Source organism: Sphingobium sp. TomMM35A (genome assembly GCF_054771735.1).
Map to the genome: position 1 here is coordinate 781,668 of NZ_BSRC01000001.1, position 24,295 is coordinate 805,962.

General features: G+C 63.6%; 27 protein-coding genes and 1 tRNA gene. 11 read left to right on the forward strand and 17 right to left on the reverse strand.

The genetic code is table 11. The features are described 5' to 3' along the window. Positions 1–25 precede the first annotated feature (25 nt). The 3 genes from folE to ACYU8T_RS03970 are packed head-to-tail and all read left to right on the forward strand — an operon-like array spanning position 26 to position 2,295. Positions 26–634 (forward strand): GTP cyclohydrolase I FolE, encoded by a 609-nt coding sequence (gene folE, locus ACYU8T_RS03960; protein ID WP_461158569.1) that lies wholly within the window; start codon positions 26–28, stop codon positions 632–634. Continuing rightward, on the forward strand, positions 631–1,467 hold the full coding sequence (locus ACYU8T_RS03965) for an SDR family oxidoreductase (protein ID WP_247230917.1): 837 nt from the start codon (positions 631–633) through the stop codon (positions 1,465–1,467). The genes folE and ACYU8T_RS03965 overlap by 4 nt, the downstream gene beginning before the upstream one ends. Positions 1,468–1,518: 51 nt before the next feature. Next, positions 1,519–2,295: an enoyl-CoA hydratase-related protein gene (locus ACYU8T_RS03970; protein WP_461158570.1), complete on the forward strand. Its 777-nt coding sequence runs from the start codon at positions 1,519–1,521 to the stop codon at positions 2,293–2,295. Positions 2,296–2,482: 187 nt separating this feature from the next. Here the strand turns inward: ACYU8T_RS03970 and ACYU8T_RS03975 are convergent, their stop codons facing one another. Continuing rightward, entirely contained in the window at positions 2,483–2,752 is a 270-nt protein-coding gene (locus ACYU8T_RS03975) for a hypothetical protein (RefSeq protein ID WP_461158571.1), read from the reverse strand. A 117-nt stretch (positions 2,753–2,869) separates the two neighbouring features. On the opposite strand from ACYU8T_RS03975, the gene ACYU8T_RS03980 reads away from it, so the two are divergent. Then, positions 2,870–3,193, forward strand: coding sequence for a hypothetical protein (locus tag ACYU8T_RS03980; protein WP_461158572.1), 324 nt, complete (start codon positions 2,870–2,872; stop codon positions 3,191–3,193). A gap of 43 nt (positions 3,194–3,236) precedes the next feature. Here the strand turns inward: ACYU8T_RS03980 and ACYU8T_RS03985 are convergent. From ACYU8T_RS03985 to ACYU8T_RS04000, 4 genes are all read right to left on the reverse strand, one after another. After that, positions 3,237–3,312: transfer RNA gene (locus ACYU8T_RS03985), tRNA-Thr, on the reverse strand. 30 nt (positions 3,313–3,342) lie between these two features. Then, on the reverse strand, positions 3,343–4,203 hold the full coding sequence (locus ACYU8T_RS03990) for a hypothetical protein (protein ID WP_461158573.1): 861 nt from the start codon (positions 4,201–4,203) through the stop codon (positions 3,343–3,345). 16 nt (positions 4,204–4,219) lie between these two features. Beyond that, positions 4,220–5,539 (reverse strand): replication-associated recombination protein A, encoded by a 1,320-nt coding sequence (locus ACYU8T_RS03995; protein ID WP_461158574.1) that lies wholly within the window; start codon positions 5,537–5,539, stop codon positions 4,220–4,222. 27 nt (positions 5,540–5,566) lie between these two features. Then, on the reverse strand, positions 5,567–6,745 hold the full coding sequence (locus tag ACYU8T_RS04000) for a glycosyltransferase family 4 protein (protein WP_461159744.1): 1,179 nt from the start codon (positions 6,743–6,745) through the stop codon (positions 5,567–5,569). Between the two features lie 119 nt (positions 6,746–6,864). Here ACYU8T_RS04000 and ACYU8T_RS04005 point away from each other — a divergent pair, with 119 nt between their 5' ends. From ACYU8T_RS04005 to rnr, 3 genes are all read left to right on the forward strand, one after another. Next, positions 6,865–7,083, forward strand: coding sequence for a hypervirulence associated TUDOR domain-containing protein (locus ACYU8T_RS04005; protein WP_097091841.1), 219 nt, complete (start codon positions 6,865–6,867; stop codon positions 7,081–7,083). Between the two features lie 42 nt (positions 7,084–7,125). After that, positions 7,126–7,776: an MOSC domain-containing protein gene (locus ACYU8T_RS04010; RefSeq protein ID WP_247230921.1), complete on the forward strand. Its 651-nt coding sequence runs from the start codon at positions 7,126–7,128 to the stop codon at positions 7,774–7,776. Positions 7,777–7,954: 178 nt separating this feature from the next. Continuing rightward, positions 7,955–10,306, forward strand: a complete 2,352-nt coding sequence (gene rnr, locus ACYU8T_RS04015) for a ribonuclease R (RefSeq protein ID WP_461158575.1) — start codon at positions 7,955–7,957, stop codon at positions 10,304–10,306. 119 nt (positions 10,307–10,425) lie between these two features. On the opposite strand, the gene ACYU8T_RS04020 is transcribed toward rnr, so the two are convergent. Further along, positions 10,426–10,881 (reverse strand): universal stress protein, encoded by a 456-nt coding sequence (locus ACYU8T_RS04020; protein ID WP_097092817.1) that lies wholly within the window; start codon positions 10,879–10,881, stop codon positions 10,426–10,428. Between the two features lie 206 nt (positions 10,882–11,087). Between ACYU8T_RS04020 and ACYU8T_RS04025 the strand changes: the two genes are divergently transcribed. Genes ACYU8T_RS04025 through ACYU8T_RS04040 form a run of 4 tightly spaced genes read left to right on the forward strand, consistent with a single transcriptional unit; the run spans position 11,088 to position 14,917 of the window. Continuing rightward, positions 11,088–12,383 carry a pyruvate dehydrogenase complex dihydrolipoamide acetyltransferase gene (locus ACYU8T_RS04025; protein WP_461158576.1) on the forward strand — a complete coding sequence of 432 codons (1,296 nt, stop codon included), beginning with the start codon at positions 11,088–11,090 and terminating at the stop codon, positions 12,381–12,383. Continuing rightward, a complete protein-coding gene (locus tag ACYU8T_RS04030; RefSeq protein WP_097091838.1) occupies positions 12,383–12,784 on the forward strand; it encodes an acyl-CoA thioesterase in 402 nt (133 codons plus the stop codon). Before ACYU8T_RS04025 ends, ACYU8T_RS04030 begins: the two co-directional genes overlap by 1 nt. Positions 12,785–12,801: 17 nt before the next feature. Continuing rightward, entirely contained in the window at positions 12,802–14,199 is a 1,398-nt protein-coding gene (gene lpdA, locus ACYU8T_RS04035) for a dihydrolipoyl dehydrogenase (RefSeq protein WP_461158577.1), read from the forward strand. After that, on the forward strand, positions 14,177–14,917 hold the full coding sequence (locus ACYU8T_RS04040) for a phosphatase PAP2 family protein (protein WP_461158578.1): 741 nt from the start codon (positions 14,177–14,179) through the stop codon (positions 14,915–14,917). The genes lpdA and ACYU8T_RS04040 overlap by 23 nt, the downstream gene beginning before the upstream one ends. On the opposite strand, the gene ACYU8T_RS04045 is transcribed toward ACYU8T_RS04040, so the two are convergent. The 11 genes from ACYU8T_RS04045 to ACYU8T_RS04095 form a co-directional block, all read right to left on the reverse strand. After that, on the reverse strand, positions 14,879–16,366 hold the full coding sequence (locus tag ACYU8T_RS04045; RefSeq protein WP_461158579.1) for a DUF2142 domain-containing protein: 1,488 nt from the start codon (positions 16,364–16,366) through the stop codon (positions 14,879–14,881). The genes ACYU8T_RS04040 and ACYU8T_RS04045 overlap by 39 nt on opposite strands. Positions 16,367–16,567: 201 nt before the next feature. Then, positions 16,568–17,515: a hemolysin family protein gene (locus tag ACYU8T_RS04050; RefSeq protein ID WP_461158580.1), complete on the reverse strand. Its 948-nt coding sequence runs from the start codon at positions 17,513–17,515 to the stop codon at positions 16,568–16,570. Positions 17,516–17,526: 11 nt separating this feature from the next. Continuing rightward, positions 17,527–18,036: an rRNA maturation RNase YbeY gene (ybeY, locus tag ACYU8T_RS04055; RefSeq protein ID WP_461158581.1), complete on the reverse strand. Its 510-nt coding sequence runs from the start codon at positions 18,034–18,036 to the stop codon at positions 17,527–17,529. Between the two features lie 49 nt (positions 18,037–18,085). Further along, on the reverse strand, positions 18,086–19,090 hold the full coding sequence (locus ACYU8T_RS04060) for a PhoH family protein (protein WP_097091824.1): 1,005 nt from the start codon (positions 19,088–19,090) through the stop codon (positions 18,086–18,088). Positions 19,091–19,212: 122 nt separating this feature from the next. Continuing rightward, positions 19,213–20,562: a tRNA (N6-isopentenyl adenosine(37)-C2)-methylthiotransferase MiaB gene (miaB, locus tag ACYU8T_RS04065; RefSeq protein ID WP_461158582.1), complete on the reverse strand. Its 1,350-nt coding sequence runs from the start codon at positions 20,560–20,562 to the stop codon at positions 19,213–19,215. A 9-nt stretch (positions 20,563–20,571) separates the two neighbouring features. Beyond that, positions 20,572–21,204, reverse strand: a complete 633-nt coding sequence (locus ACYU8T_RS04070) for a lysophospholipid acyltransferase family protein (protein ID WP_461159745.1) — start codon at positions 21,202–21,204, stop codon at positions 20,572–20,574. 131 nt (positions 21,205–21,335) lie between these two features. Continuing rightward, positions 21,336–21,758 carry a Fur family transcriptional regulator gene (locus tag ACYU8T_RS04075; protein WP_097091818.1) on the reverse strand — a complete coding sequence of 141 codons (423 nt, stop codon included), beginning with the start codon at positions 21,756–21,758 and terminating at the stop codon, positions 21,336–21,338. A 120-nt stretch (positions 21,759–21,878) separates the two neighbouring features. Then, a complete protein-coding gene (locus ACYU8T_RS04080; RefSeq protein ID WP_247230930.1) occupies positions 21,879–22,301 on the reverse strand; it encodes a Ros/MucR family transcriptional regulator in 423 nt (140 codons plus the stop codon). Between the two features lie 111 nt (positions 22,302–22,412). After that, positions 22,413–22,892 carry a ribosomal protein S18-alanine N-acetyltransferase gene (gene rimI, locus ACYU8T_RS04085; protein ID WP_201514386.1) on the reverse strand — a complete coding sequence of 160 codons (480 nt, stop codon included), beginning with the start codon at positions 22,890–22,892 and terminating at the stop codon, positions 22,413–22,415. Further along, the gene (gene tsaB / locus ACYU8T_RS04090; RefSeq protein ID WP_461158583.1) at positions 22,889–23,521 is read right to left on the reverse strand and encodes a tRNA (adenosine(37)-N6)-threonylcarbamoyltransferase complex dimerization subunit type 1 TsaB; all 633 of its coding nucleotides are present in this window, start codon (positions 23,519–23,521) and stop codon (positions 22,889–22,891) included. The genes rimI and tsaB overlap by 4 nt, the downstream gene beginning before the upstream one ends. 94 nt (positions 23,522–23,615) lie before the next feature. Next, positions 23,616–24,191 carry a NifU family protein gene (locus ACYU8T_RS04095; RefSeq protein WP_097091812.1) on the reverse strand — a complete coding sequence of 192 codons (576 nt, stop codon included), beginning with the start codon at positions 24,189–24,191 and terminating at the stop codon, positions 23,616–23,618. Positions 24,192–24,295 lie beyond the last annotated feature (104 nt).

Below are 24,295 nucleotides of genomic sequence, written 5' to 3' on the forward strand. Positions count from 1 at the left end.
AAGATAAAGAGGAGTAGTGCCATCCATGGACTATGATCCCGATGCCGAGGCCGTAGGCGAAGCTATCAAGGAAGCTGTGCCCGCGAATGTGGCGGACGCCATCCGCACCTTGATCCGCTGGTCTGGCGACAATCCCGACCGCGAAGGCCTGCTTGAAACGCCCCAGCGCGTGGCGCGTGCGTGGCGGGAATATTGCCGCGGCTATGGCGACGATCCGGCCTATCACCTCTCGCGCATCTTCCATGAAGTGGGCGGCTATGATGATATCGTGCTGCTCAAGGACATTCCGTTTCAATCGCACTGCGAACATCATATGGCGCCCATCATCGGGCGCGGGCACATCGCCTATCTGCCCGGCAAATATGTGGTCGGCATTTCAAAGCTCGCTCGCGTGCTGCACGCCTTTGCCAACCGGCTTCAGGTCCAGGAACGGCTGACCGCCGAAGTCGCCAACTGCATCTGGGAACATCTGAAGCCCCAGGGCGTGGCCGTGGTGATCGAAGCGACGCACGGCTGCATGACGAGTCGGGGTGTCCGCACGCCCAACGTCCTGATGAAGACCAGCCGCATGCTTGGCGTGTTCCGCGACGATGAAAAAAGTCGCGAGGAAGTGCTGAAGCTCATCGAATCGTGAACGGCGAAGACGCACCTGCCTACCGGCCTATCGGCGGCGCGCGGGAGCGGAGCGAGGGCCCGCTGCCGCTGGCGAACAAGCGCCTGGCGCTCATCACGGGCGGTCACCGGCGGCTTGGCGGTGTCATTGCCGCCGGGTTCGCCCGCACGGGCTATTCGCTCGCAATTCACGGCAGCCACGACACTCGGCTGGATTCCGCTCTCGCCCTGACGCTCGACGAGAACGGCACGGAATGGGATGGTTTCACGGCCGACTTCGCCGATCCCGAAAGTGCGGAGGAATTGGTCGCCAAGGTCGCGGAGAGGTTCGGCCGACCGCCCGACATATTGGTGAACAGCGCCGCGATCTTCGGTCAGGACCGGCTCGACAATGTGTCCGCCGAAGACCTTATGCGGCATTATGCCGTAAACTGCGCCGCGCCCGCCCTGCTGACGAAGGCGTTCGCGACGATCCCTGCCGGGGTAGCGGATCGGTGCATCATCAATATTCTCGATCAGCGGATAGATCATCCGCATGCCGACCAGTTGGCCTATACCTTGTCGAAGTCGGCACTGGCCGGACTCACCCGCCTGTCCGCCTCCAGCCTTGCGCCGAACATCCGGGTTAACGCAGTCGCGCCTGGCCTCACCATCGCAACGCCCGATTATGACGAGGCGCAGATGGAAAGGCTGCAATCGGCAATGCCTCTCGGGCGCCTGCCCTTGGCGGAGCAGATTGCGGAAGCTGTGCTCTATCTCGCGCAAGCGAGCGCCGTCACCGGGCAGACGCTCTATGTCGACGGCGGCGCGCATATGCGCAGCTACGACCGCGATTTCATGCATATGGGACGGTGACCGGGGGCGTCGCTTGCGCCTGCCGCACCGCAGATTTGAAGGAAGATGACGATGAGCTTCGAAACGATCCTGATCGAACAGCGCGATGCCGTCACGCTGGTCACGCTGAACCGGCCCCAGGCGCTGAACGCCCTCAATACCCAGGTGCTGGCTGACCTCAGCGCCGCCTTTGCCGCTTATGATGCCGACCCATCGCAATTGTGCCTGGTACTGACCGGCAGCGAAAAGGCGTTCGCGGCAGGCGCTGACATCAAGGAAATGGCCAGCAAGGCCGCTGCCGACTTCTTCTTGGAGGACTTCTTCTCCGGCTGGCAGAGGAACCTGGTCGCCACCCGGAAGCCCTGGATCGCGGCTGTCGCAGGCTTCGCGCTGGGCGGCGGTTGTGAGCTCGCCATGATGGCGGACTTCATCATCGCAGCGGACACCGCCAAGTTCGGGCAGCCGGAAATCAAGCTTGGCGTTGCGCCCGGCATGGGTGGATCGCAGCGCCTGACCAAGGCCGTCGGCAAGGCCAAGGCGATGGAAATGTGTCTGACGGGTCGTATGATGGGCGCGGAAGAAGCCGAACGTTCAGGCCTTGTCTCACGGGTCGTACCGGCCGCCGAACTGCTGGACGATGCGTTGAAGACCGCTGCAGCCATCGCCGCCATGCCCCCGATGGCTGCGATGGTGAACAAGGAAATGGTGGACCTCGCCTTCGAAACCATGTTGGGGCAGGGGCTGACGACCGAGAGGCGTTTGTTCCAGCTTCTGACCGCAACCGAGGATCGCGTCGAAGGCATGAATGCCTTCGTTGAAAAGCGTCCTGGCGTGTGGAAAGGGCGCTAAAAGCGACGGGCGAAAAATTTTCCACAATTATCCACAGCTTTAGGCGGAGTCTGTCACCAGCATGCCAGATTCCGCTTTGAGCGACTCGCTTTTGGTGAGACCATCCTCCTATCGAAACGGACGACGAACCGGAGAAATCCGGATCATCAAATCGGCGATGATATCAAGGATTTGAGCGAAGTTTCGATCACATCAGGCTGACGTTGGAACCACCCGGTTCGAACGGAAACTGATGGTCTTCAAAGGCGATATCATGCACGCGCGAAAGCGGACGTCGGATATTGTAGTTTGAAGGCATGCTGCGGAACATGGCCTCATAGCCGGAAAACCGGAGCAAACACGATGCCAAGCCTTTCTGGCGAGAGCATCGCGCGCCGAGTCCGATGATCGCATCCTGAACGGGAAGCGGATCCGGGACACGACGGAAGTGGGGACCGGCAGAGATGCCGGCCCCCATTTTGCGTTTGGTTTGCCCTTTTTCTTTGGCCTATACTAAAGTCTATAGCTCTTTTTCTCCAAATCTTCCGGATGCTTCACCTGTTAATCTACGATGCGAATAGAGAAGGATGGCATCATGGACGATCAGTTGAATTCGCCGGCAACCGAAGACAGGCGCAATTTCCTAAAGACTTGCGGCAGGTTCGCGGCAACGGTGCCACCCGCGATGACCATCCTCTTGTCTACTTCGCTAAGTTCCGAAGCGATCGCCGCATCCAGTGGCGGCGGCGGTGGCGGCGCGCCCAGGGACGGGGGCATAAAAGGTCGGTCCGATCCTAAACCCACATCTAGCTTGCCCGACGGCGGGATAAACGCCCGCCCTGATACCCGGCCCAAATCCGGTTCTTTAGACATCAGGATAAATAAGGTGGAAATCCCGCGGCCGAAGCTGGGCCATTAGGATCGCGTGACGCCAATCCGAAGGGCGCGCGCCACGAGAGAGATGGTGCCGGCTAGAGGGCTCGAACCCCTGACCCCCTGATTACAAATCAGGTGCTCTACCAACTGAGCTAAGCCGGCGCGTCCATCGGACGGTGAAGCGCCTTACTATCAGATGATACCGAACGTCCAGCCCTCCGTTGCGGCAATATGCGGATTGAGCGCAGGTGGCGCCCATAGGCTCGGCCTCGGCGCGACGTTGCGCAGCCACGCGGCGGTCACGATGGCGTCGGCGCCATGATCATCCGGTGGCAATCCTTCATAGGGCGCAGAGCCCAGCGCGCAGAGCGCATCGTCGAGCGCGGCGAGGTCTCGCATCTTCGTCCGCCCCTTGGGCCGTCCTGCCGCGCGCGCCGCGATGCTGGTGTAGATTTCCACCACCAATGACCCACTGCTAGGTGCCGGATCGAACGGCCAGACCGGAACATGATCCCGCACATGATGGAGCAAGCGCATTCCCGCAAAGCTCGCCTTGGCGACCTGCGCCGCGCCGATCGCGTCATAGACGGTGGACGGCTTTCCCCCGCCGCCCGCATTATAATGGGCTTCGCACACCCGGTTGTGCATGAAGTCGGCCTTCACCCCGTCCGCCTTGCCGAAGTAGAAATGGCGGCGGTGGGTGACGTGCAACAGGCTCGCCGCGCCCAGATCGGGGTCATCGCAGACGCTATCGACATAGGCCCAGAAGTCAGGCCCCGTCAACGGCACATCGTCGCCCGGCAGATAAGCCTCCCGCGCCACGAAGGGTGGCGCGAAGCTGAAATCGAACCCGAACAGCGTCGGCGCCTCCGCAGCGGCATCGATCAGCCATTCCGCCACCGCCGAACGTGACCAGAAGCCTCCACCGTCCGGATGGACGAGCCGGGGCACGGCGTCTCCACGCTCGCACAGCGCAACCGCTATCCCCTTGTGCCGCACGCCCTTCGCGCCCGACCAATCGATCGCGGCATAACGGGCAAAGCGCGGAGTCATGGACGCAACCGCTTCCTTAATCGCCGCCGCGCTCGGCCCGCAGCCGGTCCCAATAGGCCATGCGCTCGGCTATCCGCGCTTCGAACCCACGATCGGTCGGCGCGAAGAAGGTCTGCGGCTCCATCTCCTCGGGCCAGTAATTGTCGCCCGAAAAACCCTCCGCATCGTCATGATCATATTGATAGCCCTTGCCATAGCCGATGGTCTTCATCAGCCGGGTAGGGGCGTTGAGGATGTTCTTGGGCGGCATCAACGACCCTGTATCCCGCGCCGACTTCCACGCCGTCTTCATCGCAGCATAGGCCGCGTTCGACTTGGGCGCCGTCGCGCAATAAAGGCACGCCTGCACGATCGCCAGTTCCCCCTCCGGACTGCCCAGGAAATCGTAACTCTCCTTGGCGGCCAGGCACTGAACAAGCGCCTGCGGGTCGGCAAGGCCGATATCCTCGCTCGCAAACCGCACCAGCCTCCGCAGCACATAAAGCGGCTGCTCCCCCGCGGTCAGCATCCGCGCCAGATAATAGAGCGCCGCCTGCGGGTCCGATCCGCGCAGCGACTTATGCAACGCCGAAATGAGGTTGTAATGCCCCTCCCGATCCTTGTCATAGACCGCCATGCGCCGATGCAGCAGCGCCGACAGCCCCGCCGGATCGAGTGGCTCGCCGATATCGATCGAATAGAGCGTCTCGACCTGATTGAGCAGGAAACGCCCATCGCCATCCGCGCTCGCCAGCAAGGCGTCCCGTGCCGCCGGGGTGAGTGGCAGAGGACGCTGGGTGATCGCCTCAGCCCGCTCCAGCAACAGCTCCAGCGCCGACGCATCCAGCCGATGCAGGATCAGCACCTGCGCCCGGGAAAGCAGCGCCGCGTTCAGCTCGAAACTGGGATTTTCCGTGGTCGCGCCGACCAGCGTCACCGTCCCATCCTCGACAAAGGGTAGGAAGCTGTCCTGCTGCGCCCGGTTGAACCGGTGGATCTCGTCCACGAACAGCAGCGTCTTGTCACCGCGCCGGGCATGCTCCTTGGCCGCGGCGAAGACCTTCTTGAGGTCGGCCACCCCGGAAAAAACTGCCGATATCGGCTCGAACCGCATATCCACCGCATCGGCCAGCAGCCGCGCAATCGTCGTCTTGCCTGTCCCCGGAGGCCCCCACAGGATGATGGAGGAAAGCCGCCCCGCCGCCACCATCCGCCCGATCGCGCCTTCCGCCCCGGTCAGATGCTCTTGTCCAACGACATCGGCCAGGGTCCGTGGCCGCAGCCGGTCGGCCAGCGGCGCATTCTCCCCGGCATCACCGGGCATGTTCACGGCATCGGAAGCAAAAAGATCGGCCATCGTCCCGATATAGGGAAGGCGGGCGCTTTAAGGAACCGGGCTGGAGCGCAGCCGCGCACCCTGCGCCCGCTGGCGGATCACACGGAGATAGGTGTCGACCAGCGCCTGGTTCACCTGATCCCATCCATATCGCTCCGCTTCCCCCATGGCGGCTGCTCCCGCAGCGGCGCGCGCGGCGGGATCAGTGCAGTAGCTCGTCAGCGCATCCGCAAAAGCCCCGATCGCTCCCGGACGGATCAGGCGCCCGGTCACGCCTTCGGTGACAAGGCTCTCGCTCCCCGTCGCCCGCGCCGCCACGGTGGGGAGGGCGCAGGCCATCGCCTCCAGCGTCACATTCCCGAACGTCTCGGTGATCGAGGGATTGAACAGCATGTCCATGCTGGCGACGGCACGGCCCAGCTCGTCGCCCTTCTGAAATCCCGTGAAGACCGCATCCGGCAACCGGTTCTGGAACCACTCCCGCGCCGGGCCTTCGCCGATGATCAGCACCTTGTGCCGGACATGGCGCATCTTCAACTGGTCGATCGCGTCGGAAAAGACGTCCAGACCCTTTTCCATCACCAGTCGGCCGATGAAGCCGATCACCGGCTCGTCATCCTCTATCCCCAGCGACCGCCGCCAATCCATGTCGCGGCGCGCCGGGTTGAAGATCTCCCGGTCGATCCCGCGCGTCCATATGCCCACATCATAGCTCATCCGCTGTTCGCGCAGCAGTTGCGCCATGGACTCCGAAGGCGCGACGATCGCATCGCAACGCCGGTAAAAGCGCCGCAGCATCGATTCGATCACGGGCTCCAGAAACGCCAGCCCGTAATAGCGGGGATAAGTTTCGAACCGCGTATGGACCGAAGCCACCGCCGGGAGCCCGCTGCCCCGCGCCCATGTGACCGCGCGATGTCCCAACGGGTCGGGGCTCGACACATGGACCAGATTGGGCTGAAACCGCTTCAGGTCGCGCCTGACGCGCCCGCACATGCGATAGGGGACGCGATATTCCTTCCGCCCCGGTATCGCCAGGGACGGAGCGCTCACCAGATCGCCGGTCGGCTCGAACGCCGGTGTCGCGATCGTGGGCGAATAGACGCGCACCGCCGCGCCCTGACGCAGCAAATAGCCCACGAAGCGGTTGAGCGCCTGGTTCGCGCCATCGCGCACATAATTGTAATTGCCGCTGAATAGCGCAACGCGAAGGCCAGTGACGTCCATCTGCCGCCCCTTAACCCAGGCGAACGAAAAACCCAAGGGAACCCCGCCCGCAGCCGGGATTTTTGTCATCGCGATTTCATGAAACGCCGCCATGCGCGTGCGGCAGGAGAGGGTAGAGAATGGTCGAAGGCTTCCGCAAAGGCATGCGGGTCAAATGGAACTGGGGCCAGGGCGTGGGCCGTGGCCGTGTCGCGGAGCGCTTCGACGCCCAGGTGGAAAAGATGATCGAAGGCGCGTTGATCCGCCGCAACGGCTCGGCACGGAACCCCGCTTATCTTGTCCAGACCGATAGCGGCAGCGAGGTGCTGAAGCTCGCATCGGAACTCAGCCGCGCCTGACGCCCTCTCGCCAAGGCTTCGCGCCACTGCCATAGGGGCGGCATGGCTGAACATCTGACCATCGCCGCATTGCTGACCGGCACGCCCATGCCCTTTCGCGACGGCGATTATAGCGCCATCGCAAAGCGGCCGGTGGACGGCGTCGTCCGCGTAAGATGGCAGGGGCTGGAGGGCGACGCGGTAGCCGACCCCATCCATCATGGCGGCTGGGACAAGGCGATCCACCTCTACCCGCAGGACCATTATGACTGGTGGCGCCAGCGCAAGCCCGATCACCCGCTGCTTCAGGCGCCCGGTGCCTTTGGTGAAAACATCGCCTCTTTCGGCATGACCGAGGAGGAAATCTGCCTCGGCGACCGCTTCTCGCTCGGCAGCGCGCTGGTGGAGGTGAGCCATGGACGCCAACCATGCTGGAAGCTCGATCACCGCTTCGGCACGCGCGACGTGCTTGCCACCATCGTAAAGACAGGCCGCGCAGGTCTCTATTTCCGCGTCCTACGGGAAGGGGATGCGGAAGCCAAAGGGCGCATGGAACTACTCGACCGCCCATTTCCCGACTGGCCGATCGCACGCGTTTTTCGCTTGCTGATCGGCGGGCGGCATAAGGTGGAACCGGATGCCGTTCGTGCGCTTGCAAACATGCCGGTCCTGGCCGAGGTCTGGCGCGACCGCGCGCGCAAGCTGGTCGAATAACGGCACCCGTCCTCTCCCCTCCCGCCAGCGGGAGGGGCCGGGGGTGGGCAGGGCGTGATTCCCGTGTAACTCAAGGACCCGCCCCTTAATCCGTCCCTTCACCAGAAGCGACCTCAAGCAGCACCCAAATTTACCCCGCCATCTGGCATGCGGTCCAACCCATCCCTATAGCTAAACCATGGCATCGACCCAAAAGCAGAAGAAACCCGCCAAAGTCCGGCCTGCCGGCTTCCCCACACGCGATCAGGTGATGGAGTTCATCACCTCCTCCGATCAGCCCGCCGGCAAGAGGGAGATCGCAAAGGCATTCGGCCTCAAGGGTCAGGAAAAGATCGCGCTGAAAGCTCTGCTGAAGGACATGGCCGACGAGGGACTGCTGGACATCGGCCCGGCCCGCGCCTTTCACAAGATGGGTGGCGTGCCGAAGGTCACCGTGCTGCGCATCGTCGATGTCGACGACACCACCCTCATCGCCACGCCGGAACGGTGGGAAGCCGAGGGCCAGCCCGCGCCTCGCCTGCGCGTGCTGGAACGCGGCAAAAGGGGCGCGCTGACCATCGGTGACCGCATCCTAGCTCGCACGGAAGAGGCAGGGCGCGGCTGGGTCGCCCACCCGATGAAGAAACTCGCCAAGGCGAGCGAGGAACTGCTGGGCGTGGTCGAAGCGGGTGAGGGCGGCAAGCTCTGGCTCCGTCCCGTCGACAAGCGCATCCGCAAGGACACACCGATCAGCGGCGCGGGCAATGCTCAACCCGGCGATCTCGTGCTGGCCGAGCCCGTGGGCCGCCCGCCGCGCATCAGCGCGCGAGTCACGGACATTTTAGGCGACCCCTTCGCCCCCCGCAGCTTCAGCCTCATCGCGATCCACAAACATGGCATCCCGCACGTCTTCCCCGAACAGGTGGAGGATGAGGCGGTGGCGGCATCCGGCATCGCCCTTAATGAGGACAAGCGCGAGGACCTGCGCCACCTGCCCATCGTCGCGATCGATCCCGTCGATGCGCGCGACCATGACGATGCCGTCTGGGCCACGCCAGATGAAGACCCCGCCAACCCCGGCGGCTATCACGCCATCGTCGCCATCGCCGATGTCAGCTATTATGTCCGCCCGGGCAGCGCCCTCGACAAGGAAGCACGCAAGCGCGGCAACAGCGTCTATTTCCCTGACCTCGTCGTCCCCATGCTGCCGCACCAGCTGTCCTCGGACATGTGCTCGCTCCGCGCCGGGCAGGACCGCGCCGCGATGGCCTGCCACCTTACCGTCGACGCCTCCGGCAAAGTCACTAACTGGCGTTTCACCCGCGCCATCATCCGCGTCGCCGCCGTCCTCGCTTACGAAGACGCCCAGGCGGCAATCGACGGCACATCTCCCCTCCCGCAGGCGGGAAGGGCCGGGGGTGGACAAGGCAAAACTCCGCCGAACCAACTCGACCTCCTCGAAACCGCCCTCAAACCCCTCTGGGCCTGCTGGAAACTCCTCCGCAAGGCCCGCGACAAGCGAGACCCTCTCGCCCTGGATCTCCCGGAACGCCGGGTCGTCCTCGACGAAAATGGCAAGATCGTCAGCGTCGCCGCCCGCGAACGCCTCGACGCGCATATGCTGATCGAAGATTATATGATCGCCGCCAATGTCGCCGCCGCCAAGGCGCTCGAAGGCAAGAAAGCGCCGGTCATGTACCGCGTCCACGAACCGCCGAGCCGGGAAAAGCTGGTCGCGCTGAAGGAATATCTCGCTACCTTCGACATCGACTTCGCGCTGGGGCAGGTCATCAAGCCTTCGACCTTCAATCGCCTGATCGACCGGATCGGCGAAGCGGAGGAAAAGCCGCAGATCATGGAGCAAATCCTGCGCAGCCAGACCCAGGCCTATTATAGCCCCGCCAACATGGGGCATTTCGGCCTCGCGCTCGGTTCCTACGCGCATTTCACGTCGCCCATCCGCCGTTACGCGGATCTGCTGGTCCACCGCGCGCTGGTCGGTGCCTACAAGCTCGAATTGCCCGCGCCCAAGGGCGGCGTGCTGCCCGATCGGACTTCGCTCAGCGCCGATGACTATGAAAATATGGGCCGCGTTGGCGAGATGATCAGCCAGCATGAACGCCGCGCGATGGAGGCGGAGCGGGAGACGATCGACCGCTATGTCGCCGCCTATCTCGCCGCTCATGTCGGGGAACTGGTCGATGCACGGATTACCGGCGTCCAGAATTTCGGCTTCTTCGCGACGGTCGCAGGGCTTGGCGGCGATGGGTTGGTCCCGGTTTCCACCATGGGCGACGAGCGCTTCTTCTTCGATGAAGCGGGCCGCGCCCTTGAAGGCGTGGAAAGCGGCGACCGCTACACCGTCGGCCAGCATCTCCAACTGCGCCTGGCAGAGGCCGATCCTATCAACGGCTCCCTGCGCTTCGAACTACCCGACGCCCCGCCGCAGCGGCCAAGCTTCAAGAAGGACCGCGTACGCCCCGGAGCCAAACGCGGCCGCCCCGCAAACATCCGCCACATCGGCTCAAAGCGGGGACGGCATAAGCGATAAGCCGTCGCTTCCGTCCTCCAACTCGTCATCCTGAACTTGTTTCAGGATCTATCATGCCTCACAGGCCAGAGCTCGATCGGTAAACCCGGCAGCCCTCCTGGATGAACCACAACCGCTCCTCAACTCAACCGATCGATCGCCTCCGCGCTCAACCCGCCCGGAATGACCATGATCGGGCAGGGTAGCTTGCCCGCATCCGCCCCCGCAAAGTGCGACACCAGCGCACCGGGATGGCCGCTCGCCGCAGCCCCCAGCACAAGCGCCGCAACATCAGGCATCTCGTCCAGCGTCTCACGCACCACCGCCACCGCGTCACCTTGCCGCACGGTGATGCTCGGGCGAATACCGGACTCCTCGGTCAGCGTGCCCGCCGCGCTGGTGACGAGCGCTTCGGCGCGCTGCCGCGCCTCATCCTCCATCGTCGCCTGAACGCCGCCCCACTGCACGAACTCGGCCGGCGGCACCAGCGCAAGGATGCGGATTGATCCCGCCGTCTTGGCCGCGCGCCGGGCCGCGAACCGCAGCGCCGTCTCTGCCTCCGGCGATTCGTCCACTACAACCAGATAAGTCCGCATCGCTGTCGCACCCCACGCCAAAATGGCAGCCAACGCCTTCGCCGCCCTGTTGTTCGAACCCATCTGGTAAATTGTGAACCAGTCTGGTGAAATGTGGCGGATTATCGCCAAAGGCGCAAGGCGCGCCTTGACCCTCCCGCCCAAAGGGTCAAAACGGCATCCAACACTTACCCGCTCGGCCGGGAAAAGAAGAGAGGCCTTCACGCATGAGCAAGAAAATCCAGATGCCCGCCTTGTCTCCCACGATGGAAGAAGGGACGTTGGCTAAATGGCTGGTGAAGGAAGGCGATACCGTTTCGTCGGGTGATCTGCTCGCTGAGATCGAGACGGACAAGGCCACCATGGAATTCGAAGCCGTGGACGAGGGCAAGATCGCCAAGATCCTCGTCTCCGAAGGCTCCGAAGGCGTGAAGGTCGGCACCGTCATCGCCATCATCGCCGAAGAAGGCGAAGACCTCGCGCAAGCAGCAGAAGGCGACTCCGCCCCCGCGCCCAAGGCAGCGCCGAAGGCCGATCCAGTCCCCGCCAAGGCAGAAGCACCCGCCCCGAAGGCAGACGCTCCCGCACCCAAGGCAGAGGCCGCACCCGCCCAATCTGGCGACCGCGTAAAGGCCAGCCCGCTCGCGCGCCGCATAGCGGAGGAAAAGGGCATCGACCTCGCCAGCCTCTCCGGCTCCGGTCCCAATGGTCGCATCGTGAAGGCCGATCTGGAAGGCGCTTCGGCCAAGGCCCCCGCTGCCGCCCCAACGCCCGCCGCCGCCGCAGCCCCGGCCGCAGCGCCCGCCGCGACCCATGCCGCGCAGGACTTCGGCATCCCGCACGAAGTCATCAAGCTCAGCGGCATGCGCAAGACGATCGCCCGCCGCCTGACCGAATCCAAGCAGCAGGTGCCGCACATCTACCTCACCGTCGACGTTCAACTCGACAAGCTGCTGAAGCTGCGCGCCGAACTCAACGCCGGTCTGGCCAGCCGAAACGTCAAGCTGTCCGTCAATGACCTCCTCATCAAGGCGCTGGGCGTTGCGCTCATCCAGGTGCCCGAATGCAATGTGCAGTTCGCGGGCGACCAGATGCTTCAGTTCCAGCGCGCCGACATCAGCGTGGCGGTGTCCATCCCCGGCGGTCTCATCACGCCGATCGTGACCGGCGCGGACAGCAAGGGCGTCGCCGCCATCTCCACCGCGATGAAGGACCTCGCCGCCCGCGCGAAGGACGGCAAGCTCAAGCCGGAAGAATATCAGGGCGGCACCGCGTCGCTTTCCAACATGGGCATGTTCGGCATCAAGCAGTTCGAAGCCGTCATCAACCCGCCCCAGGCCATGATCATGGCGATCGGCGCGGGCGAAAAGCGGCCCTTCGTCGTCGATGACTCGCTCCAGATCGCGACCGTCATGTCCGCCACGGGCAGCTTCGACCATCGCGCCATCGACGGCGCTGACGGCGCCCGCCTGATGCAGGTCTTCCGCGAACTGGTCGAAAACCCGATCGGCATGCTCGCCTGATGCGCGCCGCCGACGAGCTGCCGCCGGAGGAAAGCCCCGCCGTCCGCGTCATCGCCATGCCCGCCGACACCAATCCCTATGGGGATATTTTCGGCGGCTGGCTGATGAGTCTGATGGACTCGGCGGCGGGCTCCGTCGCCGCGCGCCACAGCAAGGGCCGCGCGGTGACCATCGCCGTCGAGGGCATGACCTTCCTTCGCCCGGTCGTCGTTGGCGACGAAGTGTCGGTCTTCGCAAAGCTCGTCTCGGTCGGCCGCACATCGATGAAGATCGACGTCGAGGCATGGCGGCGCACCCGCCATGACGACCGATCCTATCGCGTGACCCGCGCCACCTTCACCTTCGTGGCGATCGGTGAGGATCGCCAGCCCCGCACCGTGCCGCCCATGACCGCGGCATAAGAAGAGAGACCAGGATAATGGCTGAGAATTACGATCTGATCGTTCTGGGCTCCGGCCCCGGCGGCTATGTGGCCGCGATCCGCGCGGCGCAGCTGGGCCTCAAGACCGCCATTGTCGAGCGTGAAAATCTCGGCGGCATCTGCCTCAACTGGGGCTGCATCCCGACCAAGGCGCTGCTGCGCTCGGCGGAAATCTTCCACTATATGCAGCATGCCGGGGACTATGGCCTCGCCGCCGAAAAGATCAGCGCGGACATCGCCGCCGTTGTCAAACGCTCGCGCGGCGTCGCCAAGCAACTCAATCAGGGCGTCACGCACCTGATGAAGAAGAACAAGATCACCGTCCACATGGGCGACGGCAAGCTGACCGGCAAAGGCAAGCTCTCCGTCACGAAAGACGGCAAGACCGAAGAACTCACCGCAAAGAACATCATCCTGGCCACCGGCGCCCGCGCGCGCGACCTGCCGGGCGCTGCCGCCGACGGCAAGCGCGTCTGGACCTACCGCCACGCCATGACCCCGCCGGAAATGCCGACAAAGCTGCTCGTCATCGGCTCCGGCGCGATCGGCATCGAATTTGCGAGCTTCTACAACGACATGGGCGCTGACGTCACCGTCGTCGAAATGATGGATCGCGTCGTGCCGGTAGAGGATGCGGACGTCTCCGCCTTCCTCGAAAAGGCGCTGAAGAAGCAGGGCATGACCATCCTGACCGGCGCTGGCGTCAGCGATATTCAGGTCGGCGCCAACGGCATCAAGGCGAAGCTGAAGGACAAGGCGGGCAAGGAAAGCGCCGCCGAGTTCAGCCACATGATCGTCGCCATCGGCATCGTGCCCAACACCGAAAATGTCGGCCTCAAGGAACTGGGCGTCGCGATGGACGATCGCGGTTTCCTGAAGACCGACGAGATGTGCCGCACCAATGTCGACGGCCTGTGGGCGATCGGCGACATCACCGCCCCGCCATGGCTCGCGCACAAGGCCAGCCATGAAGGTGTCATCGCGGCCGAAGCGATCGCGGGCAAGCATCCCCACGCCATGGACCCGCGCAACATACCAGGTTGCACCTATTGCCACCCGCAGATCGCCAGCGTCGGCCTGACCGAAGCCAAGGCGAAGGAAGCAGGCTATGAAGTGAAGGTCGGCATGTTTCCCTTCATCGGCAATGGGAAGGCGATCGCGCTCGGCGAAGCGGAAGGCTTCACCAAGACCGTCTTCGACGCGAAAACCGGCGAACTGCTGGGCGCGCACATGGTCGGCGCCGAAGTCACGGAGATGATCCAGGGCTTCACCATCGGCAAGACGATGGAAACCACCGAAGCGGAACTGATGCACACCGTCTTCCCGCATCCGACCATCTCGGAATCGATGCATGAAAGCGTGCTCGCCGCTTATGGGCGCGCGCTCCATATCTGATCGCCGCTCATGGCGAAGAGGCGCGGGGATATTCGTCCTCGCGCTTCTCGGCGTGCTGGCCATCGCGCTGCTTCAGCGGTCCGGCTGGTTCGATCCGCTCAACATCGCTGGGATGAAGGCGGCGGGAGCGGGCAGGGCAGCCGCCCCATGGATCACCACGGTCATGGTCGCAGCGTCTGCTATCGGCGATACGGTGGGACGCCTTTTCATCATGGCGGCCGTGGCTTCAGGCTTGCTCTACCGGCGGCAGCGCCACGCCGCCCAATGGCTCGTGCTGGTCGTAGTCGGCGGCACCTTGCTCAACACCGGCCTCAAGCAGATTTTCGCCGCGCCGCGCCCCGATCTGCTGCCGCACATCGACATCGTGCACAGCTACAGTTTTCCCAGCGGCCATTCCGCGGGCACCATGATCCTGTTCGGCGCGCTTGCCATGCTGATGTATCGTGCGCTTATTCGCCATAGCCAGCCAACCCCGTTCGCCCTGAGCTTGTCGAAGGACTCAGCCCGAACGGAACCCAAGGGTCGGGGTAAGGGGTTTTACGCCTTACCCTATCTCGCCGCCGCGCTCATCATCGCCCTCATCGGCACCAGCCGCGTCTGGCTCGGCGTGCACTGGCCGAGCGATGTCCTTGCCGGTTGGGTAGAAGGCCTGGGCTGGCTATGCCTCTGGCGCCACTGGCTACCAGCGGGGCGAGGGCAGGAGCAGCGCGTCGCTTAGCCGTTCATGCGGCGGCATCCCGTCCGCCGTAACGAAGCCGTGCACCCAGAAGCTGTCATAAGTGCTGGCGAGCGCGATCATCAGCAACAGCAGCGCCGATCCGGCAAAGACGCCGCGAGCCCCGCGCAATCCCGTTTCCGGCATCAGGGCCAACAATGCCAAGGGCAGCAACGGCAGGAAATAGCGCCCCTGCGTGCCCTGCACATAATCCGCCCCTAGCGGCGTTCCCGTCAGATACATGGCCGTTTCGATCAGCAGGCCGGTGCCGACAACCACGGCGAGCCACCACAGCCTTTGACCAAAGCTGACCCGCATGCCTGATCCGCTCGCCACCGCTGCCGCCAACATGACAGCCGCCACCGGGTAAGCGAGTAGCGGCAGCAGAATCGCGTTCCACCCGAACCGCCCTGCGATCTGCAACGCATATACCGGCGACCGTTCGACGATGCTCGACCCTAGCGCACGAACATAGGCGGCCGGGTCGGCCAGGATGACGCCAAGCTGCGCGGCAAGCGGCGCGGTCATGACATCCTCACCGGTCTTGCGCGACACGATATGATAGAGCGCCTGGCTGCCGCCCGACATCTTCATCCACAGGATGAACGCCGCCGCTCCAACGGCCATCGCGCCGATCAGCAGCCATGGCCGCATGTCCCGCCGATGCTGTGGCCATTGCAGTCCCGCCGCCATCAGCGGCAGATAAACACCCTTCGCCAGTGCAAGCAGCGGCGCGGCGAGCATCAGCCCCGCGTTTCGGGCCGGACTGCTTCCCATCGCGGCAAGCCGTAGCGATAGCGCAAGACCGGCAAAACCCATGCCGTTGATGACCGCGTCAGGCGAAAGCGAACCCGTTTGATAGCAGAATGTCGGCAGCAATGCGGTCGCCAGCAGGGCCGCGCGCCCAAAAGGCATCAGGCCAAACGCCACGGTCAGCAAGATCAGCCCGCCCGCAGCATTGACCAACCGTCCCACATAGAAGCTCCCGATACGGGGCAACCCCACGGCGTCCCCGATCATCAATCCAGCGGCAGAAGGCGCATAGAGCGTCGGCGCATAGTTGGCGGCATTGGGAAAGTCGGCAAAGGCAGTGCCGGGCCGCCCCGCGTCCGCGCTCCAGGCGCGCTCCACCATCGCCGGATCAAAGCGCCGCGCCTTGCCGGTGACCTCTGTTGGAAAATCCACCCCATGCAATTCCAGCGCGGATCGCGGCAACTCGGCCCCGATTTCCGGGCCCCGCTGTTCCGTCATGACTCGGCCGTCCGCCAGCAGCAGCGCCTTCATATAATGCTGATTTTCGTCGGGCGCCTGAAAGGGCGGCGTGATGATCGCGAACGCCAATGTGACGGCGCACACCAGCGCCAGCAGCCAGCGCTCCAATCCCGTCACCGGCACGGCAATGGGCGACAGGACCGCGCGCCCCGTAAAAATCGATAATCGTTCGTGCCGCAAGAAAACCGCTCCACCCCAGAAAACCCTCTCCCCTCCGGGGAGAGGGCAGGGTGAGGGGGCAGCGCAACAATCGTCGGACCCACACCCTCACCAGATTGCTCCCAACCGAAAGCAACAAGCCAGGCAGAAGCCTAACGATCAGCTCTTAACATTTCCCCAGCATTGCCCACGCGTCCCAATCATTGCGGCGGGCGTCTGCTTTCATTCGACGTCCTGTTCTTCTTTTTCGACAGGCGGATGCAGGCGCAACCGCGTCACCCGCCGCCCGTCGCTGCCGATGATTTCCAGCTTCCAGCCGCTTTCCTCATGATCGAGTATCTCGCCCGCATCCGGCACCCGGCCTGCAATGACGAAGGCGAGGCCGCCCAGCGTGTCGACATCTTCCTCCACATCGGCGAGGCGCGGATCGATTTCTTTCGCGACGTCTTCCAACTCGGCGCGCGCATCGGCTTCCCACAGCCCGCCTTCCAGCGGCACCATCAGCGCTTCGGGCGCGTCGTCATGCTCATCCTCGACTTCGCCGACGATTTCCTCGACCAGATCCTCGAATGTCAGCAGCCCTTCGGTGCCCGAATATTCGTCCAGCACGATCGCCAGATGGGTCCGCTTGGCGCGCATCTCGGCCAGCAGGTCCAGCGCGCCCATGCTTTCGGGCACATAGAGCGGTTGGCGGATCAGCGGCTCCAGGCTGTCCGGCACGGGCGATTTGCCCGCAAGGATGGCGAAGGCGTCGCGAATGTGGACCATGCCCACGATGGTATCCAGCGTCTCGCGATAGACCGGGATGCGGCTATGCCCGGCTTCGGCGAACAATGCCGCCAATTCGGCAAAGCTCGCCCGTTCCTCGATCGCGATGATGTCGGCGCGCGGCACCGCCACGTCATCGACCGTATGCTCGGAAAAATGCAGGAGGTTGCGGACCATCTGCCGCTCGATCGCGGACAGGTCCCCCTTGGCGGGAGCAGGAGCGCCGTCCTCCTGCTCATCCTCATCATATTCGTCGAGCGCCTCTTCCAGCTCGCGCCGCAGGCTGGGGCTCTCTTCCTCGCCGAACAGCAGCGACTTCAGGCCGCTCCATAAACCGCCTTCTTGACTACTACTGTCCGGTTCCTTTGAACCGTTGCCGTCCTTCGGACTGCCTTCAGCCATCGTTCTTCCTATTATCCTGTCAGGCGATCCCCATAGGGATCGGAAATGCCAAGGCTCAGCAGCGATTGCGTCTCCAACGCTTCCATCGCTTCCGCCTCGGCGTCCTCCATATGATCATATCCCAGCAAATGGAAAGTGCCATGAATGATGAGGTGCGTGGCGTGGTCGGCGACGGAGATGCCTTTTTCCGCCGCTTCCTGCGCGCAAACCCCTTGGGCCAGCACGATATCGCCCAGCAGCACCTCGCCATCGTCGGTGTTGCCGGTCGCCTCCAGCAGGTCATGCTGCACCATCGGGAATGACAGGACGTTCGTCGGCTTGTCCTTGTCGCGATAGGCACGGTTGAGGCCATGCACTTCCTCGTCGCTGGTCAGCTTGACCGCAACCTCATACAGCGCCTCGTCCGTGGCAAAGGCGGCATAGGGGCTATGGGTGATAGCCGCCACGACCGCTCGCTGCGCCAGCAATTCCCAATCTTCCTTCGGCCAGCCTTCTTCCTGAAGGACCGCAACTTCAATCATTCAAATAAGCTCCGTTCGTTTCGGGCGAAGTCGAGAAACAGCGTCCCGCTCAAGCATCCGGCCCCTCATAGGCCTGCACGATCCGCCCGACGACCGGGTGGCGCACGACGTCGCCGATCCCGAACGGCACCACCGATATGCCTTCGACGCCCTCCAGCCGCGCCACCGCATCGGCAAGGCCGGATATGCCCGGCTGTGGCAAGTCCACCTGCCTCGGGTCGCCGCAGATCACCATCCGGCTCCCTTCGCCAAAGCGGGTGAGGAACATCTTCATCTGCGCGATCGTCGTATTCTGCGCCTCGTCCAGCACGATGAAGGCGTTGGACAGCGTCCGCCCGCGCATGAAGGCGATCGGCGCGATCTCGATCTCCCCGCTCGCGATCCGCCGCTCCACCTGCTCGGCGGGCAGCGTGTCGTACAGCGCGTCGTAGATCGGCCGCAGATAGGGATCGACCTTCTCCTTCATGTCGCCGGGCAGGAAGCCCAGCCGCTCGCCCGCCTCGACCGCCGGGCGTGACAGGATCAGCCGGTCGACGCTGCCCGTGATCAGCTGGCTCACCGCCTGCGCGACGGCGAGGTAGGTCTTGCCCGTACCCGCCGGCCCCAGCGCAAAGATGATGTCGTTGCGGGTCAGCGCTTCCATATAGGTGACCTGCGTCGCGGATCGCGGCACGATCGTCTTCTTGCGCGTGCGGATCATCACCTTGGGCGGCTCGGCGACGTCGTGGCGGATGATGCCGTCCAGCGTCGGTTCGGCGGACATGGCGATCACCGCCTCCACCGCGCCGCTGTCGATTTCCTGCCCCGCCGCGATCCGGTTGTAGAGGCCCGTCATCACGTCCCGCGCCCGCGCAGCTGCTTCCGCCTCGCCCTCGATCTGCAGCTTGTTGCCCCGCGCCGCGATATAGACGCCCAGCCGGTTCTCTATCGCCACCAGATTCTGGTCATATTGCCCGAACAGCGCGCCCAACAAGTGTGGCTTTTCGAAGGTCACTTCCAACCGGGCGCGTTCCGCGGTGTCGCTGCGCTGATTCTGGTTCGGTTTCTTCGACATTCAGCAGCCTCCCTTTCCACAAGTCCTATCCGCAAGGGCGGATATCCATCTCTCGGGCCTTGATCCTGCCAGCCAGGTCCGGAGATGAGCTCCCGTTGCGCCGGGAACGACTTGGAATGGGTTCAAGCGGCTTTCCTCCTGCTGAGTTCGCCGGCCAGACTGTTCGGACCGGCACTGATGATATCCACTTCGACCATGTCGCCGATGAAAAGTTCCGGCGCCGTGACATGGACAGATTGCAGCCATGGCGTTTTTCCGATGAGCTGGCCGGGATGACGCCCCTTGCGCTCCAGCAGGATCTGCGTCTGCTGCCCGACGGTCGCCGCGTTGAACTCGACCTGATGCCGGTTGATCAGCGCCTGTAGCCTCGCCAGCCGTTCATCCATAACCGCCGCCGGGATCTGCCCGTCCATGTCCGCCGCGGGCGTGCCGGGGCGGGGGCTGTATTTGAAAGAATAGCATTGCGCATAGCGCACCTGCTCGACGATCTTCAGCGTATCCTCGAACTCCGCATCCGTCTCGCCGGGGAAGCCGACGATGAAGTCGCCCGACAGTGCGATGTCCGGCCGCGCCTCCCGCACCCGCTCGATGATCCGCAAATAGCTTTCCGCATCATGACTGCGGTTCATCGCCCTCAAGATGCGGTTGTTCCCCGACTGCACCGGCAGATGCAGGAAAGGCATCAGCTTGGGCTCGTCGCCATGCGCCGCGATCAGCCCGTCGCTCATGTCGTTGGGATGGCTGGTCGTGTAACGGATGCGCTCCAGCCCGCCGATCTTCGCCAGTTCACGTACCAGGCCGTCCATGCCCTGCATGCGCCCCTTGTCGTCCTCGCCCGCCCAGGCATTCACATTCTGCCCAAGCAGCGTGATCTCGCGCACGCCGCCGTCAACCAGCGCCTTTGCCTCGTCCAGTATCGCGCCCCAGGTCCGGCTGATCTCCGCCCCGCGCGTATAAGGCACCACGCAATAGGTGCAGAATTTGTCGCACCCTTCCATGATTGTCAGGAAAGCCGTGGGCCGCGCCTGCTTGGTCCGCGCGGGCAGCGCGCCGAATTTCGACGCCAGCGGCATGTCGGTATCCACCGCTTCCTCGCCGCGCCCGGCTTTTTCGATCAGGTCGGGCAGCCGGTGATAAGCCTGCGGCCCCACCACGATATCGACGCTTTTCGCGCGGCGGCTGATCTCGCTGCCTTCCGCCTGCGCGACGCAGCCAGCGACCGCGATCATCGGCCGCGTGCCATCTTCCCGGTTCAACCGTCCGATGTCGGAATAGACCTTGTCCACCGCCTTTTCGCGGATGTGGCAGGTGTTGAGGATGACCAGATCAGCCTCCGCCCCGTCGGCCGCAACGGTCATGCCTCGCTCGCCCAGCATCTCGGCCATGCGCTCGCCATCATAGATGTTCATCTGGCAGCCGAAGGATTTGACGTGGAATGTCGCTGGAGTCTTGGGGGCGTCGTTACGATTCATGTGGTCCAGCTATACAGGCGGCGACAGCGGAGCGAAAGGCGGCAGGTGCATGGCCATGCTCGTGGCGATCCGCTCCCGCGCCACCGCCGCCAATTGCTTGCGATCCGGGTAGAGCGCCGGGTCGAAAGGCTCCAGGAAACGCAGCGTCACATCGATCCGGCCGGGCCGCTCCAGCAGCCGCTTGGCATTGCTGCCCGCCGGTTCATCGCTATGCCAGGCGATCTCGTCCGTCGCTGCCCCATAATCGATATGCACCGGCTGGATCATAACCGCGCGCGGCGGGGGCAGCAGCACCGCCAGCAAAGACGGCTTGAACGGGAGCAAAGCCTGCCCATCGCTCGTCGTACCCTCCGGGAAAAGGGCGACCGGTTGATGCCCCGCCAGTGCGGCGCGCAACGCCTCGATCTGCCCGCCCAGCGCACCGCGCCGGTTCCGCGCCACGAACAGCGTATTATTCTGCGCCGCCAGCCAGCCGATCACCGGCCACCCGGCAATCCCGTCATGCGCGACGAAGGCAGCGCCGGTCGCGCCACCCAGCGCCAATATATCGACCCAACTCACATGATTGGCGATGATGAAGCTGTCGCCGTGAAAGGGATGCCCGTCCACCCGCACCCGCGCACCCACCGCGCGCGCCGCCATTCCCAGGAAGCGGCGGGGCCAGGGTGATCGGGCGCCCACGGCCCGCCACAGCAGATGCGGGATCAGGCAAAGCAGCAGCGACGCCGCCAGCGCGCTCAGCCGGTAGAAATAGCGCAGCCGCCGCAAGGCTGTCAGTTCTTGCGTTCCAGTGACACGCCGTACAATTCCATGCGGTGATCGACCAGGCGAAAGCCCAGCTTCTCGGCGATCTGCTTCTGCAACTGTTCCAGTTCCGGATCGACGAACTCGATCACGTTGCCGGTTTCGACATCGATCAGATGGTCGTGATGCGCTTCGGGCGCGGCCTCATAACGGGCACGGCCATCGCCGAAATCATGCCGGTCCAATATGCCTGCTTCCTCGAACAGGCGGACGGTGCGGTAAACGGTCGCGATCGAAATGCCGGGGTCGATGGCGGACGACCGCTTGTGCAATTCCTCAACGTCTGGATGGTCGGACGCATCGCTCAGCACTTGAGCGATCACGCGGCGCTGTTCGGTGATGCGCAGGCCCTTCTCATGGCAAAGGGCTTCTACATCGATCTTGCGGTTCATGCGGGCTCGCTCATTGGGGTGTGTCAAATAATCAGCCGGAATCTAGCGGCATCGACGCCATTATAAAAGGGGCGCACGGCAAATGCGCCCCTTCTCATGACGGATCGTCCGCGCCGCTGCTTATTTCGCGCGCGTGCGGCGGCGCTTCGTGCCGAGGCCGATCTTCTTCGCCAGCGACCGGCGCTGTTCGGCATAGTTGGGCGCGACCATCGGATAGTCGGCGGGCAGGCCCCACTTTGCGCGATAATCTTCCGGCGTCATCTGATAATGAGTCATCAGGTGCCGCTTCAGCATCTTCAGCTTTTTGCCGTCTTCCAGGCAGATAATATAGTCGGGCTTGATCGAAGAACGCACCGACACGGCCGGTTCCGGCTTCACTTCCGGCGCAGCGGCAGGCTTGGTCAGCCCGGAAAGGGCTGCGTGTACGTTCTGGATAAGCGTCGAAACGTCAGATACGGCGACACTGTTGTTGGAAACATGTGCTGCAACAATATCCGAAGTCAAAGTAATGAGCAGCTCGCTCTGGGCTGATTCGATTTCCATTTCTTTTATCCCGCGAATGCTGAATGTAATGCGACCCGCCCAAGTAAATTCGTTTCAGGAGCGGTATGTCTGCGTTATACCCTGATCTTCCCTTTAGCAAGGGCGATCAGTCTATCCCAGCATTTCTATACGAAAGCTGAGAGCGTCATGAAGTTGACCGTCCGCTCCCCGGTAATAACCAGGGCGCCTATGCACATATTCAAATCCCGTTTTTTCATACAGCTTGACGGCTGTATTTGACGAACGGACTTCAAGGTTCATGGATTTTATACCACGGCGTCGCGCTGTCTTCAGGCTGTCGATCAACAGTTCGCGGCCAATGCCTTTGCCGCGCCACGCCGGATGGACGGCCAGCAGCAGCAATTCACATTCGTCGAGCACCGATCGGACGAGGGCGAAGCCCAGCGCCGCCGCATCGACCCGGGCGATGGTGAGCCAGGTGCCCGGCATCATCATGACGCCCGACAGTTGCGGCAATGTCCACGCCTCTCCATAGGCAGGGTCGAACGCTTGGCCCATGACGTCCATGGCGTCGGCCAGCGCATTGCGCTCGCCATCCTCATACATGTCCAGAACCAGGCCGGGGATCATGAACGGGCCTGCTGCGGCATGGGCTGCGCGTCCGCTTCACGGCAATAGATGGGGGAGGGCGGCAGCGGCGCGAGACCTGCGATGAGCGGGAAGTCGGCGGAGTTGGGATAAAGGTTGACGGCGGTGCCATGGCCGCGCGCCGTCACCAAAGCTTCGGCGCCAGTCCCGTAAATCATCGGCTGATCCAGCATCTTGGCGAGCGTCGCGATCGGTGTCGATGCTGGCTGGGTGACGGCGGTCAGGCCATCGGCGTCGAAACATTGCCAGAACAGTTCGCCATGCCCTCCGGTGATGGTGACCGCGATCTGCCCTCCATCCTGATCCTGACTTTGCGCTGCCTTGGCCGCAATCAGCGACAGCGCGCAATATCCATGGAGCGGCAGGGACCAGGCCAGGGCAAGCGCTCGGGCAGCCGCGATGCCGATGCGAACCCCCGTGAAGCTTCCGGGGCCAAGGTCCACGGCGATCACGTCGGCCCGGCCGCCATCGGGCAGGGCGGCGATGGCTGGCACCAGCGCTTCGGCATGGCCTCGGCCGACGACTTCGTGGAAATGACCGATCGCCTTGCCGTGATCGAGCAGCGCCACGGACAGCGCCTGCGTAGCGGTGTCGATGACGAGAGTGCGCAAGAAAATCCCCTATGAGAAAAGCGGACGGGCGTGATGGGCTATGCGAAGCGGTTAGTCGATCCGGATCGATTTGCCAAACGCCGCCGCTCCTGTTTCAGACGGCGCGTACTTCCGTCACCTCGGGAACATAATGTTTCAGCAGTTGCTCGATGCCGTTCTTCAACGTGGCACTCGATGATGGGCAGCCGGAACAGGCGCCCTGCATCCGCAGATAGACCGTCCCGCGATCAAAGCCACGATAGACGATGTCGCCGCCGTCATTGGCGACGGCGGGCCGCACGCGCGTGTCGATCAGGTCGCGGATCTGCGCGACGATCTCCGCATCGGCTGGGTCGTCGGCAAATTGCTCTTCTTCCTCGGGGATGAAGATTTCGCCCGCCGATCCGGGCGTGAACAGCGGCATGTTCGCCGAAAAATGCTCCAGCAGGATCGACAGGATATCCGGTTTCACGTCGCTCCACTGCGCGCCGGGCGCGATCGTGACCGAAATGAAGTCGCCGCCGAAAAAGACGCCGGTCACGTCGCCCAGGCCGAACAGCGCGGAGGCGAGGGGGGAAGCTTCGGCTTCCTCGGGCGTCGCGAAATCGCGCGTGCCCATGCCCATGACCACCCGGCCGGGGATGAACTTGACGGTCGCCGGATTGGGCGTTGGTTCGGTCTCGATCAGCATGGCCGCTATGTGGAGAGAAAGGGGCGCAAGATCAAGCGTCCAGACGGGCTTTTGGGGGAACTTCGCCGGTTGCTGTCGATTAAACCCATGTTTGGATGAACAGG

Coding starts and splice junctions, on each gene's coding strand:
- ACYU8T_RS04030 (WP_097091838.1), top strand. CDS start 12,383: ATGCGCGCCGCCGACGAGCTGCCGCCGGAGGAAAGCCCCGCCGTCCGC.
- ACYU8T_RS04075 (WP_097091818.1), bottom strand. CDS start 21,758: ATGAACCGCAAGATCGATGTAGAAGCCCTTTGCCATGAGAAGGGCCTG.
- ACYU8T_RS04080 (WP_247230930.1), bottom strand. CDS start 22,301: ATGGAAATCGAATCAGCCCAGAGCGAGCTGCTCATTACTTTGACTTCG.
- ACYU8T_RS03980 (WP_461158572.1), top strand. CDS start 2,870: ATGGACGATCAGTTGAATTCGCCGGCAACCGAAGACAGGCGCAATTTC.
- ACYU8T_RS04050 (WP_461158580.1), bottom strand. CDS start 17,515: ATGGCTGAAGGCAGTCCGAAGGACGGCAACGGTTCAAAGGAACCGGAC.
- lpdA (WP_461158577.1), top strand. CDS start 12,802: ATGGCTGAGAATTACGATCTGATCGTTCTGGGCTCCGGCCCCGGCGGC.
- ACYU8T_RS03970 (WP_461158570.1), top strand. CDS start 1,519: ATGAGCTTCGAAACGATCCTGATCGAACAGCGCGATGCCGTCACGCTG.
- ACYU8T_RS04060 (WP_097091824.1), bottom strand. CDS start 19,090: ATGTCGAAGAAACCGAACCAGAATCAGCGCAGCGACACCGCGGAACGC.
- ybeY (WP_461158581.1), bottom strand. CDS start 18,036: ATGATTGAAGTTGCGGTCCTTCAGGAAGAAGGCTGGCCGAAGGAAGAT.
- ACYU8T_RS04000 (WP_461159744.1), bottom strand. CDS start 6,745: ATGGACGTCACTGGCCTTCGCGTTGCGCTATTCAGCGGCAATTACAAT.
- miaB (WP_461158582.1), bottom strand. CDS start 20,562: ATGAATCGTAACGACGCCCCCAAGACTCCAGCGACATTCCACGTCAAA.
- ACYU8T_RS03975 (WP_461158571.1), bottom strand. CDS start 2,752: ATGGGGGCCGGCATCTCTGCCGGTCCCCACTTCCGTCGTGTCCCGGAT.
- ACYU8T_RS04095 (WP_097091812.1), bottom strand. CDS start 24,191: ATGCTGATCGAGACCGAACCAACGCCCAATCCGGCGACCGTCAAGTTC.
- ACYU8T_RS04020 (WP_097092817.1), bottom strand. CDS start 10,881: ATGCGGACTTATCTGGTTGTAGTGGACGAATCGCCGGAGGCAGAGACG.
- ACYU8T_RS03995 (WP_461158574.1), bottom strand. CDS start 5,539: ATGGCCGATCTTTTTGCTTCCGATGCCGTGAACATGCCCGGTGATGCC.
- folE (WP_461158569.1), top strand. CDS start 26: ATGGACTATGATCCCGATGCCGAGGCCGTAGGCGAAGCTATCAAGGAA.
- rnr (WP_461158575.1), top strand. CDS start 7,955: ATGGCATCGACCCAAAAGCAGAAGAAACCCGCCAAAGTCCGGCCTGCC.
- ACYU8T_RS04005 (WP_097091841.1), top strand. CDS start 6,865: ATGGTCGAAGGCTTCCGCAAAGGCATGCGGGTCAAATGGAACTGGGGC.
- ACYU8T_RS03990 (WP_461158573.1), bottom strand. CDS start 4,203: ATGACTCCGCGCTTTGCCCGTTATGCCGCGATCGATTGGTCGGGCGCG.
- ACYU8T_RS04070 (WP_461159745.1), bottom strand. CDS start 21,204: ATGGCGGCGCGCGCGGTGGGTGCGCGGGTGCGGGTGGACGGGCATCCC.
- ACYU8T_RS04025 (WP_461158576.1), top strand. CDS start 11,088: ATGAGCAAGAAAATCCAGATGCCCGCCTTGTCTCCCACGATGGAAGAA.
- rimI (WP_201514386.1), bottom strand. CDS start 22,892: ATGATCCCCGGCCTGGTTCTGGACATGTATGAGGATGGCGAGCGCAAT.
- ACYU8T_RS04010 (WP_247230921.1), top strand. CDS start 7,126: ATGGCTGAACATCTGACCATCGCCGCATTGCTGACCGGCACGCCCATG.
- ACYU8T_RS04040 (WP_461158578.1), top strand. CDS start 14,177: ATGGGCGCGCGCTCCATATCTGATCGCCGCTCATGGCGAAGAGGCGCG.